Here is a 16223-nt window from a genome sequence, read left to right as displayed (position 1 = left end):
TGGTTAAAGATAAAAAAGGAGCTAATAATTTAATGAAAAAATCTAATAAGTTAATTACTGGTTTTATTACACTTGCATCAGTAATGACATTAGCAGCATGTAATTCAACAAATGACAATACTAAACTGGTTTCAATGAAGGGTGATACAATCACTGTAACTGACTTTTATAATGAAGCAAAGACAACACAAGCTGCACAACAATCAATGCTCAGTTTAATTTTATCGCGTGTTTTTGAAGGCCAATATGGTAAAAAAGTATCTGATAAAGAAGTAGAAAAGTCATACAATAAAACTGCTGAACAATATGGGGCATCATTCTCTGAAGCACTTTCACAAGCTGGTATGACAACTGAAACATATAAAAAACAAATTCGTACAACCATGCTAGTCACATATGCAGTTAAGCAAGAAGCTGAAAAAGAATTAACAGATGCTAATTACAAAAAAGCCTATGATAACTACACACCTAAGATGACTACTCAAGTCATTACTTTAGATGATGAAGAAAAAGCTAAAAAAGTATTAGAAGAAACAAAAGCAGAAGGTGCTAATTTCGAAGATATTGCTAAAAAGAATACTGTTAATGAAAAGAAAAAAGTAGATTATACCTTTGATTCGTCTGACAAAAGCTTGCCAAGTGATGTTATTAAAGAAGCTAGCAAATTAAAAGCTGGTGAAAAATCAGAGTTAATTTCAGTAATGGACCCTTCTACTTATCAGAAGAAATATTACATTGTTAACATGGCTAAGAAAGAAGATAAGAAAGCTGATTGGAAAGAATATAAAACTCGTCTAAAAGAAATTATTTTGGATGAAAAAAACAATGATACTGCTTTCCAAAACAAAGTTATCGCAAAAGAGTTAGATAGAGCAAATGTCAAAATTAAAGATAAAGCATTCTCAAATATCTTATCTCAATTTGCTACTGATAAACAATCTGCTAATAGTGCATTGAAAACATCAGTTGATAAATAATCAGCTTTTGTTTGACCTTTGCTGAAAAAGACAGTATAATTAGTAAGTTAAGAATAATCTATTAAGATTTGAACCAGAAAAGTGACGGGTGATGCAAGTCATGGACAATCTGATAAATTTGCTACTTAACTATCAAATTGAATAATAACTAAAGATAATGACAAGCTCATTGAATAGAGGTGGTACCGCGGTTTTCGCCCTCTGTCCAATGGGCTTGTTTTGTTTTTAAAAATGTAAAGAAGGTAAACTTATGAAAAAATTAACATCAGCTGAAATTCGCCAGATGTGGTTAGACTTTTGGAAATCAAAAGGTCACTCAGTGGAACCATCTGCAAATCTTGTTCCTGTAAATGATCCAACACTATTGTGGATTAACTCAGGGGTTGCAACTTTAAAGAAATATTTTGATGGGTCTGTCACTCCAGAAAATCCACGTATTACAAATGCACAAAAATCAATCCGTACTAACGATATTGAAAATGTTGGCAAGACTGCTCGTCACCATACCATGTTTGAAATGCTTGGTAACTTTTCAATTGGTGATTATTTCCGTGATGAAGCTATTGAATGGGGATTTGAGTTGTTAACAAGTCCAGAATGGTTTGATTTCCCTAAAGAAAAACTATACATGACTTATTATCCAGCTGATACTGATTCTTACAACCGTTGGATTGCTCTTGGCGTTGAGCCAAGTCACTTAATTCCTTTGGAAGAAAACTTCTGGGAAATTGGTGCGGGTCCTTCAGGTCCTGATACAGAGATTTTCTTTGACCGCGGTGAATCCTTCGATCCCGAAAATATTGGTATTCGTCTTTTAGAAGAAGACTTAGAAAATGATCGTTACATTGAGATTTGGAACATTGTTTTGTCACAATTTAATGCTGATCCTGAAGTTCCTCGTTCTGAATATAAAGAATTACCTAACAAAAACATTGATACGGGTGCTGGTCTAGAACGTTTAGTAGCTGTTATGCAAGGTGCTAAAACTAACTTTGAAACAGATTTGTTTATGCCAATCATTCGTGAAGTTGAAACACTTTCTGGTAAAACTTATGATCAAGATGGCGACAATATGAGCTTTAAAGTTATTGCTGATCATATTCGTGCTCTATCTTTCGCAATTGGTGATGGGGCACTTCCTGGTAACGAAGGTCGCGGATATGTATTACGTCGCTTGCTTCGTCGTGCGGTTATGCATGGTCGTCGTCTAGGCATTAACCAAACTTTCCTTTACAAATTAGTAATGGTTGTTGGTCAAATCATGGAATCTTACTACCCTGAAATTTTAGAGAAAAAAGATTTCATTGAAAAAATCGTTAAACGTGAAGAAGAAACATTTGCTCGTACCATCGATGCTGGTTCTGGTCATTTGGATCAATTGTTAGCACAGTTAAAAGAGGAGGGTAAAGATACACTTGAAGGTAAAGATATCTTTAAACTTTACGACACTTATGGTTTCCCGGTAGAATTGACTGAGGAAATGGCAGAAGATGCCGGTTATAAGATTGATCATGATGGCTTCAAAGCTGCTATGAAAGAACAACAAGACCGAGCGCGTGCTGCTGTGGTTAAAGGTGGTTCAATGGGCATGCAAAATGAAACTCTTGCAAATATCACTGAGTTATCTGAATTTAACTATGATAGAGAAAAATTAGAAGGTCAGTTATCAGTAATTGTTGTGGATAATGAACGTAGTGAAGCCGTATCAGAAGGACAAGCCTTATTAGTATTTGACCAAACACCATTCTACGCTGAAATGGGTGGACAAGTTGCTGACCATGGTGTTATTTTAAATGATAATGGTGAAGTTATTGCTAATGTGATTGATGTACAAAAAGCACCAAATGGTCAAGCACTTCATACAGTTGAAGTTTTAGCAAACTTATCAGTTGGCACAAAATATATGCTCAAAGTGGACCACAAACGTCGCTTTGCAGTAGAGAAAAACCATACTGCAACTCACTTGCTTCATGCTGCTTTGCATAATATTATTGGCAAACATGCTACTCAAGCAGGTTCATTAAATGAAGAAGAATTCCTTCGTTTTGACTTCACTCATTTTGAGGCAGTTACTGCTGAAGAGTTACGTCGTATTGAAGAAGAAGTTAACCAACAAATTTGGAATGCTATTAAAGTTCAAACGATTGAATCTGATGTTGAAACTGCTAAATCAATGGGTGCTATGGCGCTCTTTGGTGAAAAATATGGGAAGTTAGTTCGTGTCGTTGTTATTGGCGATTATTCTGTTGAACTTTGTGGTGGAACACACGTTTCAAACACTTCTGAAATTGGTCTGTTCAAGATTGTTAAAGAAGAAGGAATTGGTTCAGGAACTCGTCGTATCCTAGCAGTAACAAGTAAGCAAGCATTTGAGGCTTATCGTAAAGAAGAAGATGCTTTGAAAGAAATTGCAAGTACTATTAAAGCTCCTCAAATTGAACAAGTCCCTACAAAAGTTGCAAGTTTGAATGAACAAGTACGTGAATTGCAAAAAGAAGTTGCTGAATTGAAAGAAAAAGCAGCAGCCGCTCAAGCTGGCGATGTCTTTAAAGATGTTAAAGAAGTTAATGGACATACTTATATTGCAACACAAGTTTCAGTTTCTGATGCAGGTGCTCTCCGTACTTTTGCTGACAATTGGAAACAAAAAGATTACTCTGATATCCTAATCTTGGTTGCAGCAATTGGTGAAAAAGTTAATGTCTTAGTTGCAAGTAAATCAAAAGAACTTCATGCAGGTAATGTGATCAAAGCTTTAGCTCCAATTGTTTCAGGTCGAGGTGGTGGTAAACCAGATATGGCTATGGCTGGTGGCTCTGATGCAAGTAAAATCAATGATCTACTAAACGAAGTTCCAAATCAGTTATAAGAAAAAAAGTAGAAAAGTTAAACTTTTCTACTTTTTTTTTGGGCAAATTTTTTTAAGAAATATATTGTAAGATATGCTGAGGCCATTGCCATAGCTACTGGAATTCCATTGATTAGTGGCTGTCCAGTAATTTCAAGTAAGAAAAGGACTGCTGCAATTGGAATATTATTGATTATAGCTAAAAATAAAGCTGCACCAATTAAGATTGCAAATTGGATGGGTATATGACTATGGAGAATCATATTTGATAATTGGGCTGTAAATAGTCCCAAAGCGCCGCCCATCATCATGGAAGGTGCAATTCTACCACCATAAGCTCCGGCATAAAAGGTAATATAAACTGCTAAGGCTTTTGCCAAAAAGAGTGGAAAAGCATATGTGGCTGAAAAGGGTTGGTTGAAATAGTAAATCAAACCTGCTTTGCCATTGCCTAAAATTTCAGGAAAATAAAGACTTAAGATAGCTACAAGGATGAAGGACAGTGGGACAAAAATCAAATAATTTTTAGATTTGGGATCTTTTTTAGGTGAACTTTCAAGTAAACTTTTGTAGGTGTAGATGATGATGGCTAGAAGACAGCCTGAGATTAGGGACCATATAAAGAGGTCAGTGTTCCATTCTAACTGCTGAATTTTATACTGAATCTCGCTACCAAATACTAAGTTTACAAAACCAACTGCAATAAAAGATGTTACACTGGCAGCATAAGCATTTTTCCAAGACCATGATAGGAGGACATTTTCCATGATAAAAATGAGGGTCGCTAAGGGAGCATTATAGACGGCACCCAAGGCCGCTCCAGAAGCACAGGCTAAGAGTAGGATGCTTTTATTTTTATCCAGCTTAATATAGGGTAACCAACTTCCAGTTATCGCCACAGCAGCTTCTCTGGAAGCACCTTCTCGACCTAAAGGTGACCCCATAGAAACGGTCGCCATCTGAAGCAGACCATGGAGAAAGTTGGCGCTGGGTTTTGGCTCCTTATCTTTATGAACTATTTCTGTAATTGTCGGACTTGGGTTTAAGTATTTACTTAAATAGTGCCAACCAAAGGCTGCCAGGAGCCCAGACAAGCAGACTGAAAAAAAACGTCGGATTGGATTGACATAAGAGATTTGGTCATCAAAACTTCCATGCGTAATTCCAAAGCTCAATCCTTGAATAAGTTCAATGAGAAAGATCATTAAACTGGCAGCAATAGCCGCACTTATTCCGGTCAGTACTAATAAAACAGTCCATTTTGTAAATTCTTTAATTTTTTTTGACATAGACCTATTATATCAAAAGGGGAGATGCATAGAAAGGATTTAGAAAAGTATAAAATTTTAATTATTCAAAATATCTCCATATTCCTAAAGTCAGATGAAAATTGCATTATAAAATTCTAAATGTTATAATGCTAAATGAAAAAGGAGAGTTATTATGAAAAAAAAGAAATCAATTTTCGGGAAATTACTTTTAGCATTAGTTGCTATTTTAGCAGTTGTAGGAATCTTTGCCTTTTATCGTTTTCAAACAGGTAGTATTGAAGGCAAATGGACGGCGACAGAACTTGGTGACCAATATTACAAAGAATTTTATAAATCTTTAGGCTCCTATGATAAAGAAATAGGTATTGAACCTAAAAAGATGGTCAAGGTACCTAAAGTTGTCATGACTGTTGAAGATGGAAAAGCAGAAGTAGTTGTAAAATCGACTTTTGATAAAAAATATCTAGTAAATGCTATTGTTAAGAAATTTGATGAAACATTGAAGAAAAGCTTCTCTGATAACAATGTTAGTTTAGATGATTTAGATGATGAAACAAGAAAAGCATTTGAATCTGCTCGACCAAAAACCCAAGAACTTGAAGATGAGCTAGATAAAGAGTTTCAAAAATCTGCTATCCAATCTAACGGCGAATATGACAAAGCAACTGGACAAATCTCATTTAAAGTCTTCTCAGGTGATGTTAACCAATTGATGCACACTGTTAAAGTAACTAGTGTCAATAAGGACGTCCCTGGAATTTCAAAAAATGATATCAACAAGAACTTACCTTATGAATTAAAAGACAAAAAATTAGTGCTGAAAGATTCTAAAGAATCAATCAATTTCAAAAAGAAATAAATAAAAACCTCAAGTAGTTAATCTACTTGAGGTTTATTAATTAATTGGAAACTATTTAATAAAGATTAAGCTTCTTTTCCGAAATCATAATCTGATTCCGTCATAGCTTCAACAGATCCGAGTAAGTATCCATTACCTACCTGTGAGAAAAAGTCATGATTTGAGGTTCCGGTAGAAATTCCGTTCATAACAATTGGATTGACATCATTTGCTGTATCAGGGAATAAAGGATCTTGACCTAGGTTCATCAAAGCTTTATTGGCATTATAGCGAAGGAATGTCATAACTTCCTCAGTCCACCCTACTTGATCATAAAGTGATTTTGTATAATTTTCTTCATTTTCATACAATTGATAAAGTAAATCATACATCCATTCTTTAAAATCCTCTTGTTTTTCTTCAGATAATTCATTGAATCCAAGTTGGAATTTGTAACCAATGTAAGTTCCGTGAACAGACTCATCACGGATGATTAATTTGATGATTTCAGCCACATTAGCTAGTTTGTTATTTCCTAGGTAATACAGAGGTGTAAAGAAACCTGAGTAAAAAAGAAATGTTTCTAGATAAGTTGAGGCAACTTTCTTTTGTAAGGCATCGCCGTTTTCATAGATGTCATTGATGATTTTAGCTTTGTTCTGTAAGAATTCATTGCTATTAGTCCAGTCAAAAATTTCTTCAATTTCTTTTTTAGTATTTAAAGTTGAAAAAATAGAGGAGTAAGATTTTGCATGAACTGATTCCATAAATTGGATATTGTTCAATACAGCTTCTTCATGAGGCGTACGAACATCAGCACGAATTGCTTCAACACCAGTTTCAGATTGCATGGTATCTAGAAGAGTTAGGCCACCAAAGACTTTTCCGACAAGGTCTTTTTCTTTGGCAGGCAATTTACGCCAGTCATCTAAGTCATTTGATAAAGGAATACGAGTATCTAACCAAAATTGTTCAGTTAATTTCTCCCATGTAGACTTGTCAATCACGTCTTCGATTTCATTCCAGTTAATTGCTTCATAATATGTTGTCATAGAAAAATGATCTCCTAAAGAGTAGTAAAGTGCGTTAATAATAACGAGATAAACCAGTAGAACCGACCAAAGTCCTACTGGTACAAATATGTTTCTATAAGTATTTTAGTACAGTTGAGAATAAATAAATTACCAACAAAAACAGACTGCCGTAGAGGTAATAGATACTTAAGCATCTATTGCTTCTATACCAATTAAATCACGCATGATTCACATTGATTTGCGCCAACTTCTTCACCATCGTCAGTAAATGTACGAATATAGTAAATGGATTTAATGCCTTTGTTAAAGGCGTAATTTCGGAGAATTGAAAGGTCACGCGTTGTTTGCTTGCTTTCAGATTTCCATTCATAAAGTTCTTTAGGTAATTCACTTCGTAAGAATAATGTTAGTGACAAACCTTGGTCAACGTGTTGCGTCGCAGCAGCATATACATCAATAACCTTACGCATATCCATATCATAAGCAGATGTGTAGTAGGGAATTGTATCAGTTGAAAGTCCATTTGCAGGGTAATAGATTTTACCAATTTTCTTCTCTTGACGTTCTTCAATTCTTTGTGTAATTGGATGAATAGAAGCGGAGCAATCATTGATATATGATATTGACCCATTAGGAGCGACAGCAAGGCGGTTTTGGTGGTAGAGACCATCTTTTTGAACAGCCTGACGTAAAGTCTCCCAGTCTGATGCCTGAGGAATAAAATGATCCTTGAAAAGATCCTTAACAAAATCAGTCTGAGGAACAAATTTACCAGTCACGTATTTATCAAAGTAACTACCATCAGCGTATTTTGAATTCTCAAAGCCTGTAAATGTGGTTTGTCTTTCACGAGCAATATTGTTCGATTCAACCAAGGTCCAGTAATTCATTAACATAAAGTAAATATCAGTGAATTCAACTGATTCAGGGCTACCATATTCAATATGATGTTGAGCCAAATAAGAATGAAGTCCCATTGCACCTAAACCAAAGGTATGTGCTTGTTGGTTACCATTTTTAATTGTTGGCACAGCTTCAATTTGTGAAGAATCCGTAACAAATGTTAGTGCACGTGTCATTGCTTTAATTGAAGCTCCAAAATCAGGAGATGTCATCATATTTAAAATATTAGTTGATCCAAGATTACATGAAATATCAGTTCCCATTTCAACAAATTCCTGTGCGTCATTAATGACACTAGGTTTTTGAATCTGAAGAATTTCAGAACACAAGTTACTCATGATAACTTTACCATCAACTGGATTTGCTTTATTTGCTGTATCAATATTAATGATATATGGGTAGCCTGATTCTTGTTGTAGTTTAGAAATTTCAGTCTCTAAATCACGAGCTTTAATTTTAGTTTTTGTAATTTTAGGATTAGCAACTAACTCATCATACATTGCAGTAATATCAATGTAATTATAAGGAATACCATATTCTTTTTCCACACTATATGGACTAAAGAGATACATATCATCATTATTACGAGCTAATTCATAAAATTTATCTGGAACAGTTAATCCAAGTGATAAGGTTTTAACACGAACCTTTTCGTCAGCATTTTCTTTTTTAGTTGATAAAAAGGCAATGATGTCTGGATGGAAAACATCTAAGTAGACAACACCAGCACCTTGACGTTGACCTAATTGATTAGAATAAGAGAAACTATCTTCGAATAATTTCATAACAGGAACAACACCTGAGGCTGCTCCAGCATATCCTTTAATAGGTGCACCAGCTTCACGCAAGTTAGAAAGTGTGATACCAACACCACCACCAATTCTTGATAATTGGAGGGCTGAGTTGATTGAGCGACCAATTGAGTTCATATCATCGGTAACTTGAATAAGGAAACAAGAAACTAATTCACCACGTCGACTACGTCCAGCATTTAAAAATGAAGGAGTAGCTGGTTGATAACGTTGATTAATCATTTCAATTGCGATTGATTTTGCTAATTCTTCATTACCATCAGCAAAATAAAGAGCATTAAACATGACACGGTCTTCAAGACTCTCTAAGTAATACTCACCATCGTTAGTCTTTAAAGCATATTGCTGATAAAACTTATAAGCAGCCATAAAGGAATTAAACTGGAAGTTTTCATTTTTGATAATACTAGCTAACTCTTCAATAAATTCTTTTGAGTATTTTGAGATAAACTCTGATTCAATGTAATCATGTTTTAAAAGGTACTCAATTTTTTTTGTAATTGAAGCGAAAGGCTTTGTGTTAGGGATTACATTTTCTTCAAAAAAAGCTTGTAATGCTTCTTTATCTTTATGTAATGGGATTTTACCATCGACTGGACGGTTTATTTCATTGTTAAGACGAAAATAAGAAATTTCGCCAATATCTTTTAAACTCATTTATTATTTCCTTAATTACTTTATTAGTTCTTTTAATTTAGCTGGTTGGAATCCAGAAAAGACAATATCGCCACTTTCAATAACAGGTGCAGAGGCAAATCCTAAACTTTTTACATACTCGACTTGTTCTGGCTGTTCATCAATGTTAATCTCTTTGTAGCTTGCTCCATTTTGATCAAGAAATTTTTTGGTCATTTTACATTGCATGCAGTTGTTTTTTGAATAAACAGTAATCATGTATCTTCTCCTTCAATTTTTTCTCAACTGAGAATTTCAATACTAATAGCATATAAAATTTAGAAATAAAAAGCAAGATTTTTCTCTGAAAAAAACACAATATTTTGGGGTTGCTTTTAATTCTAACAACTATATATTGTGTGAACCCTGTCAAATAAGGATTTGCCAATATCTTTTAAATTGAAAAAAAAAGGGATAATTTGATTAATTAAATGGTGGGCTGACATAATATCAATATAGAAAATATTTATAAGAAGTTGATAACATTTTTTCTACATTATTGTAAATCGAGATATTATTAAAACTCTCATTAATAGGAACACTATGGGAAATATGAGAATGAAATATAATTTATGAAAGATTGAAAATTTGGGAGAAAATAGCATAGCTTTTTTCCTAGAGTAGAGATTTAATCTTGAAAATTAAAACACAATATGCTATAATCTGTTATTGTAAGGGTTATCATCTGATAGCTCAAAAATACACAACTATTAAAGGAGAACCATACTATGGCTTCAAAAGATTTTCACATTGTTGCAGAAACAGGAATTCACGCACGTCCAGCTACTTTATTAGTACAAACTGCAAGCAAATTTGCTTCAGATATTACTTTAGACTACAAAGGTAAAGCAGTTAACCTTAAATCAATCATGGGCGTTATGAGCCTTGGTGTTGGTCAAGGTGCTGACGTTACAATTTCAGCTGAAGGTGCTGATGCTGAAGATGCAATCGCAGCAATCGAAGAAACAATGACAAAAGAAGGATTGGCATAATATTATGACAGAAATGCTTAAAGGAATCGCAGCCTCTGATGGTGTTGCTGTTGCTAAAGCATATCTACTAGTTCAACCGGATTTGTCATTTGAGACTGTTACAGTCGAAGATACAAACGCAGAAGAAGCTCGCCTTGATGTAGCATTACAAGCTTCACAAGACGAGCTTTCTGTTATCCGCGAAAAAGCAGTAGAGAGCTTAGGCGAAGAAGCAGCTTCAGTATTTGACGCTCACTTGATGGTATTAGCTGATCCAGAAATGATTAGCCAAATCAAAGAAACAATTCGTGCAAAACAAACTAATGCTGAAACTGGTCTTAAAGAAGTTACAGATATGTTCATCACTATTTTTGAAGGTATGGAAGATAATCCATACATGCAAGAACGTGCTGCAGATATCCGTGACGTTGCAAAACGTGTTTTAGCACATTTGCTTGGTGTTAAATTACCTAATCCTGCTACTATCGATGAAGAATCTATCGTGATTGCTCATGATTTAACTCCTTCTGATACTGCACAATTGGATAAAAAATATGTTAAAGCATTTGTAACTAATATTGGTGGACGTACAAGTCACTCAGCTATTATGGCTCGTACACTTGAAATTGCTGCCGTACTAGGAACTAACGATATCACTAAACGTGTCAGCGATGGCGATATGATTGCTGTTAATGGTATTACTGGTGAAGTTATTATCAACCCTAGCGAAGAAGAAATTACTGCATTCAAAACAGCTGGCGAAGCATATGCTAAACAAAAAGCTGAATGGGCATTACTTAAAGATGCTGAAACAGTAACTGCTGATGGCAAACATTTCGAATTAGCTGCAAATATTGGTACTCCTAAAGATGTTGAAGGTGTCAATGAAAATGGCGCTGAAGCAGTAGGACTTTACCGTACCGAGTTCTTATACATGGACTCACAAGATTTCCCAACTGAAGATGAGCAATATGAAGCATATAAAGCAGTTCTTGAAGGAATGAATGGTAAACCAGTTGTAGTTCGGACAATGGATATTGGTGGAGATAAAGAGCTTCCTTATTTTGACCTTCCAAAAGAAATGAATCCATTCTTAGGTTTCCGTGCATTACGTATTTCTATCTCAGAAACTGGAGATGGTATGTTCCGTACTCAGATGCGTGCATTATTACGTGCCTCTGTACATGGACAACTTCGTATCATGTTCCCAATGGTTGCTTTACTTAAAGAATTTAGAGCTGCAAAAGCAGTATTTGATGAAGAAAAAGCAAAACTTGTTGCTGAAGGTATCGCAGTTTCAGATGATATCCAAGTTGGTATTATGATTGAGATTCCTGCAGCAGCAATGCTTGCAGACCAATTTGCAAAGGAAGTTGATTTCTTCTCAATTGGAACAAATGACCTTATTCAATATACAATGGCTGCTGACCGTATGAACGAGCAAGTTTCATACCTTTACCAACCATACAACCCATCAATCCTACGTTTGATTAACAATGTTATCAAAGCAGCACACGCTGAAGGTAAATGGGCTGGTATGTGTGGTGAAATGGCTGGTGATCAACAAGCTGTACCATTATTAGTTGGTATGGGCTTGGATGAATTTTCAATGTCAGCTACATCAGTACTACGTACTCGAAGTTTGATGAAAACTTTAGATACGTCTAAGATGCAAGAATATGCACAACGTGCTTTAACAACATGTTCAACTGCAGAAGAAGTTCTTGAATTATCTAAAGAATATTTATAATCTGATATAAGAAGTTGGGAAACCGACTTCTTTTTATTGGTTAATATTAGCAATATTCAGATAATTGTCGTGTCAGATGTTTGAATTATCATCAAAAAGTGATAGAATAGATGTATTATCATTAAAGGAGATAACGATTTGACTAAACAATACAAAAATCTTGTTAACGGTGAATGGAAACTTTCAGAAAATGAAATCAAAATCTATGCACCTGCAACTGGTGAAGAATTAGGTTCAGTTCCAGCAATGTCAACTGAAGAAGTAGACTTCGTTTACGAATCAGCGAAAAATGCTTTTAAAGAATGGCGTGCGCTATCATACGTTGAACGAGCAGCGATTTTGCATAAAGCAGCAGACATTTTAGTTCGTGACGCTGAAAAAATTGGTTCTGTACTTTCTAAAGAAGTTGCTAAAGGTCACAAAGCAGCAGTTAGTGAAGTTATTCGTACCGCAGAAATTATTAACTATGCTGCCGAAGAAGGTATCCGCATGGAAGGTGAAGTTCTTGAAGGCGGAAGTTTTGAAGCATCAAGCAAGAAAAAAATTGCTATTGTGCGTCATGAGCCAGTTGGTCTTGTTTTAGCAATTTCACCATTCAATTATCCAGTTAACTTAGCAGGTTCAAAAATTGCTCCAGCTTTAATTGCAGGTAACGTTGTTGCCCTTAAACCACCTACACAAGGTTCAATGTCAGGACTATTACTAGCAGAAGCTTTTGCTGAAGCCGGTGTTCCCGCGGGTGTCTTCAATACAATCACAGGTCGTGGTTCAGTTATTGGTGATTATATTGTAGAACATGAAGCAGTAAACTTTATTAACTTTACAGGTTCGACTCCAGTTGGAGAACGTATTGGTCAATTGGCTGGTATGCGTCCAATTATGCTTGAGCTTGGTGGTAAAGACTCAGCTATTGTTTTGGAAGATGCAGATCTTGAAATGGCAGCTAAAAATATTGTTGCCGGTGCCTTTGGATACTCTGGACAACGTTGTACTGCTGTAAAACGTGTTCTTGTAATGGACAAAGTTGCGGACCAATTAATTGAACATGTTCACAATTTAGTGAAAAAACTTTCAGTTGGTATGCCTGAAGAAAATGCAGACATCACCCCATTGATTGATACAAAGGCAGCCGATTTTGTTGAAGGTCTTATCAATGAAGCTAGTGAAAAAGGTGCTAAAGCAATTACTGAAATCAAACGTGAAGGAAACTTAATCTGTCCAGTTATTTTTGATAACGTTAATACAGATATGCGTTTAGCTTGGGAAGAACCCTTTGGTCCTGTCCTACCATTTATCCGTATCAATTCAGTAGAAGAGGCAATTGAAATTTCTAACGCTTCTGAATACGGACTTCAAGCATCAGTATTCACAAATAATTTCCCTCGTGCATTTGCAATTGGTGAAAAACTAGAAGTTGGTACAGTTCATATTAATAACAAAACACAACGTGGAACAGATAATTTCCCATTTTTAGGTGCAAAGAAATCAGGAGCTGGTGTCCAAGGTGTTAAATACTCTATCGATGCGATGACAAACCTAAAATCAATCGTCTTTGATATTGAATAATCAAATTTTTCAATAAACAAAAAAGCAGAAACTAAATTTAGTTTCTGCTTTTTAATTTTCTTACAAAACTAATTATTTTATGGCTATAAAATTAAAAAACTAAGTAATAATTTAGCTTTCTTGTGCTATAATAATAACACAAAAGGAGTTTGAAATGAGAAAAGTTTTTTATACCTTAATTGGCTTTTTAGGAATTATATTGATTACTAGTGGTCTCTTTTTTTGGAAATCTTGGTCGATACAAAATGATTTAGTGAAAATTATTAAAAACGAAAACATTAATAATCTTACAGAAAATTCGTTTTTAAGTAAAAAAATTATTCATCGAAAGAATCAAACATATTATTATTTTGCGCCAACAGCAATCAATAAAGACTTTTACCATGAAAATCTACCATCGAGTGTCTACAAAAGCACTCAGAAAGATCAATATGTTTTTTTGAAACCAGAGTTTTCTACTACTGACTTAAAAGGTGTTAAAAATGTAAAAATCCACAAAATAGTTTATGAGGCAGGTTTCTTAAAACTAAAAAGAGTAAGCGACCATGTAGTCAGTGACTATCATATCAAAACGGATTATCAAACTTTTCATTTATCTGAATTAGTGTCTGGTCATTTAGACGACATCACTCGCATAGTAACAAAAGATTATCCTGATCAAAAGTTTGAAATTAGTGACTATTCACAAATCAGTGAAGAAAATGGTATCTTACGGGATCATTTCAAGGTGAAAGATAAAATACTTATCATAGATAAGACTATTCAAGTTCCACTACAAGAATTATTTGATGTGATTGATTCTAATTTTTTAACAGGACAATCAAAAATAGATTTTACAGAATATCAAAAAGCTAAGGAAGCTGCTTTGCACCCCAAAAAGTTAGTTGCATTAACATTTGATGATGGACCAAACCCGCTTACTAGTCCACAAGTTATAAGTATTTTGCAAAAATACAATGCTAAAGCGACATTCTTTATGATGGGTTCGAAAGTTTTGGGAAATGAAAGTATCTTAAAATCGGTCATTGCCAGTGGTTCTGAAATAGGAAACCATACATGGGATCATCCATATTTAACTAAGCAGTCTGATGAAGAAGTGAAATCACAAATTGAACGAACAAATATAGCAATAGAGAAAGCATGTGGAAAGCGTCCGATTTATCTAAGGCCACCTTATGGAGCAACTAATGCAAGAGTTGAAAAATTGTCTGGTATGACTGAAATACTATGGACTGTCGATACGAGAGATTGGGAAAATCACAATACCGAAAAAATTATGGCCAATATTAAGAGTCAATTACATCCAGGTGGCATTATCCTAATGCATGATATCCATCAAACTAGCTTACAGGCCTTGCCGACAGTACTTGACTATCTTAAAAAAGAAGGCTATCAGTGTGTAACTGTTTCAAAATTATTGGGTGATAACTAAAAAATAGAATCCAAAGGATTCTATTTTTTGTATAATTGTTGATTGTGTAATTGAATTTCAGACACATCGGCAAATTTTTTCAATTTTTTTATGTCTTCAGGGTGATTTACAAAAGTGATAACGACACCTTCTTTACCCATCCGACCTGTGCGGCCAGCGCGGTGAGTATAATTCTCTTTATCACGGGCTACTTCAAAATTGATGACATATTCAAGATTTTCAATATCAATCCCACGAGCTACTAAATCAGTGGCTAGTAGGAGGGAAATTTGGTGATCTTTAAATTTTTCTAAAATTGTTTTTCTGAATCTTACATTAACATCACTAGCTAAGGAAACAGCAGTAGAACCAGTATAGGTCAGACGTTCTTCGACAGCACCTAAATCAGATAAGCTATTGAAGAAGACTAGGGCTCTAAAATCTGTTATATTTGAAAATTTTCTTAATAAATCAAGACGATCACGTTTTTCTACTGAAATATAGAAATGTTTAATAGCTTCCAGCTTTTGGTCTGATTTGTCAATTATTTCAGTTGTTGGCTCAATGCTAGCACGATCTAGTTTATTAGTTGCACTCATGTAGATAAATTGGTGATCACGGGGAACATAATGGGTAATTTTTTGCACAAAACCATATTGTGAGTCGCCCAGCAATTCATCAAACTCATCTAAAATGATAGTGTCGACATTCATCATTTTGATTTTTTTTAGTTTAATCAGTTCGAAAATCCGGCCAGGTGTGCCAACAATAATCTGAGGTCCTTTTTTAAGGCGTTCAATTTGTCTTTTTTGACTAGTTCCTGATATAAATAATTGCGCTGTTAAGCCAATTGGTTCAGCCCATTCTTTTGTAACTTCGAAAATTTGTCCAGCAAGTTCCGTATTTGGAGATAAAATCAAAAGTTGTTGTGATTTTTTGCTAGTTATTTTTAGTAGAGTTGGGAAAAGATAAGCTAAGGTTTTTCCTGTCCCTGTTGGGCTGATTCCGAGGACGTTTTTTCCTGAATGAATTGGTTCAAATACAGATTCTTGGATATCTGTTAAAGTTGTCATTTGGCTAGTTTCTAATTGGTCTTGCCAAATTTGTGGGAATTCTTTGATCATTTTTTTTCCTTTTCAATTGTAACTGAGTCTATTATAACATGAT

The 16223-nt window shown here is 34.7% G+C and carries 12 protein-coding genes; 7 read left to right on the top strand and 5 right to left on the bottom strand.

What is annotated here, in order from left to right:
- Window positions 1–32: 32 nt before the first annotated feature.
- Together prsA and alaS are read left to right on the top strand one after the other, a co-directional pair.
- Window positions 33–977, top strand: a complete 945-nt coding sequence (gene prsA / locus SPB_RS04505) for a peptidylprolyl isomerase PrsA (RefSeq protein ID WP_003105130.1) — start codon at window positions 33–35, stop codon at window positions 975–977.
- Window positions 978–1227: 250 nt separating this feature from the next.
- Complete coding sequence (gene alaS / locus SPB_RS04500) at window positions 1228–3846, top strand: alanine--tRNA ligase (RefSeq protein WP_003103535.1); 2619 nt, start codon at window positions 1228–1230, stop codon at window positions 3844–3846.
- 17 nt (window positions 3847–3863) lie between these two features.
- Here alaS and SPB_RS04495 read toward each other — a convergent pair whose 3' ends face one another.
- Window positions 3864–5114 (bottom strand): chloride channel protein, encoded by a 1251-nt coding sequence (locus SPB_RS04495; protein WP_003102424.1) that lies wholly within the window; start codon window positions 5112–5114, stop codon window positions 3864–3866.
- A 154-nt stretch (window positions 5115–5268) separates the two neighbouring features.
- Here SPB_RS04495 and SPB_RS04490 point away from each other — a divergent pair, with 154 nt between their 5' ends.
- The gene (locus tag SPB_RS04490; protein WP_003105830.1) at window positions 5269–5955 is read left to right on the top strand and encodes a hypothetical protein; all 687 of its coding nucleotides are present in this window, start codon (window positions 5269–5271) and stop codon (window positions 5953–5955) included.
- Between the two features lie 65 nt (window positions 5956–6020).
- Here the strand turns inward: SPB_RS04490 and nrdF are convergent, their stop codons facing one another.
- From nrdF to nrdH, 3 genes are all read right to left on the bottom strand, one after another.
- Complete coding sequence (nrdF, locus tag SPB_RS04485) at window positions 6021–6986, bottom strand: class 1b ribonucleoside-diphosphate reductase subunit beta (protein WP_003105294.1); 966 nt, start codon at window positions 6984–6986, stop codon at window positions 6021–6023.
- Window positions 6987–7180: 194 nt separating this feature from the next.
- On the bottom strand, window positions 7181–9340 hold the full coding sequence (gene nrdE, locus SPB_RS04480) for a class 1b ribonucleoside-diphosphate reductase subunit alpha (RefSeq protein WP_003103551.1): 2160 nt from the start codon (window positions 9338–9340) through the stop codon (window positions 7181–7183).
- Window positions 9341–9355: 15 nt separating this feature from the next.
- The gene (gene nrdH, locus SPB_RS04475) at window positions 9356–9577 is read right to left on the bottom strand and encodes a glutaredoxin-like protein NrdH (protein ID WP_003104527.1); all 222 of its coding nucleotides are present in this window, start codon (window positions 9575–9577) and stop codon (window positions 9356–9358) included.
- Between the two features lie 509 nt (window positions 9578–10086).
- Between nrdH and SPB_RS04470 the strand changes: the two genes are divergently transcribed.
- The 4 genes from SPB_RS04470 to SPB_RS04455 all read left to right on the top strand — a co-directional run bounded on the left by SPB_RS04470 (window position 10087) and on the right by SPB_RS04455 (window position 15077).
- Window positions 10087–10350 carry a phosphocarrier protein HPr gene (locus SPB_RS04470; RefSeq protein ID WP_002984031.1) on the top strand — a complete coding sequence of 88 codons (264 nt, stop codon included), beginning with the start codon at window positions 10087–10089 and terminating at the stop codon, window positions 10348–10350.
- A gap of 4 nt (window positions 10351–10354) precedes the next feature.
- Window positions 10355–12079: a phosphoenolpyruvate--protein phosphotransferase gene (gene ptsP / locus SPB_RS04465; RefSeq protein ID WP_003103270.1), complete on the top strand. Its 1725-nt coding sequence runs from the start codon at window positions 10355–10357 to the stop codon at window positions 12077–12079.
- Between the two features lie 138 nt (window positions 12080–12217).
- A complete protein-coding gene (locus SPB_RS04460) occupies window positions 12218–13645 on the top strand; it encodes an NADP-dependent glyceraldehyde-3-phosphate dehydrogenase (protein WP_003104175.1) in 1428 nt (475 codons plus the stop codon).
- Window positions 13646–13799: 154 nt separating this feature from the next.
- Entirely contained in the window at window positions 13800–15077 is a 1278-nt protein-coding gene (locus SPB_RS04455; RefSeq protein ID WP_003102928.1) for a polysaccharide deacetylase family protein, read from the top strand.
- A 20-nt stretch (window positions 15078–15097) separates the two neighbouring features.
- Here SPB_RS04455 and SPB_RS04450 read toward each other — a convergent pair whose 3' ends face one another.
- Complete coding sequence (locus SPB_RS04450) at window positions 15098–16180, bottom strand: DEAD/DEAH box helicase (RefSeq protein WP_003105885.1); 1083 nt, start codon at window positions 16178–16180, stop codon at window positions 15098–15100.
- Between the last annotated feature and the right edge of the window lie 43 nt (window positions 16181–16223).

This window comes from Streptococcus parauberis NCFD 2020, from assembly GCF_000187935.1.
GTDB classification, from domain to species: Bacteria; Bacillota; Bacilli; order Lactobacillales; family Streptococcaceae; genus Streptococcus; species Streptococcus parauberis.
Note: the sequence above shows the minus strand (reverse complement) of the source record. Positions and strands in the feature narration are given on the sequence as shown.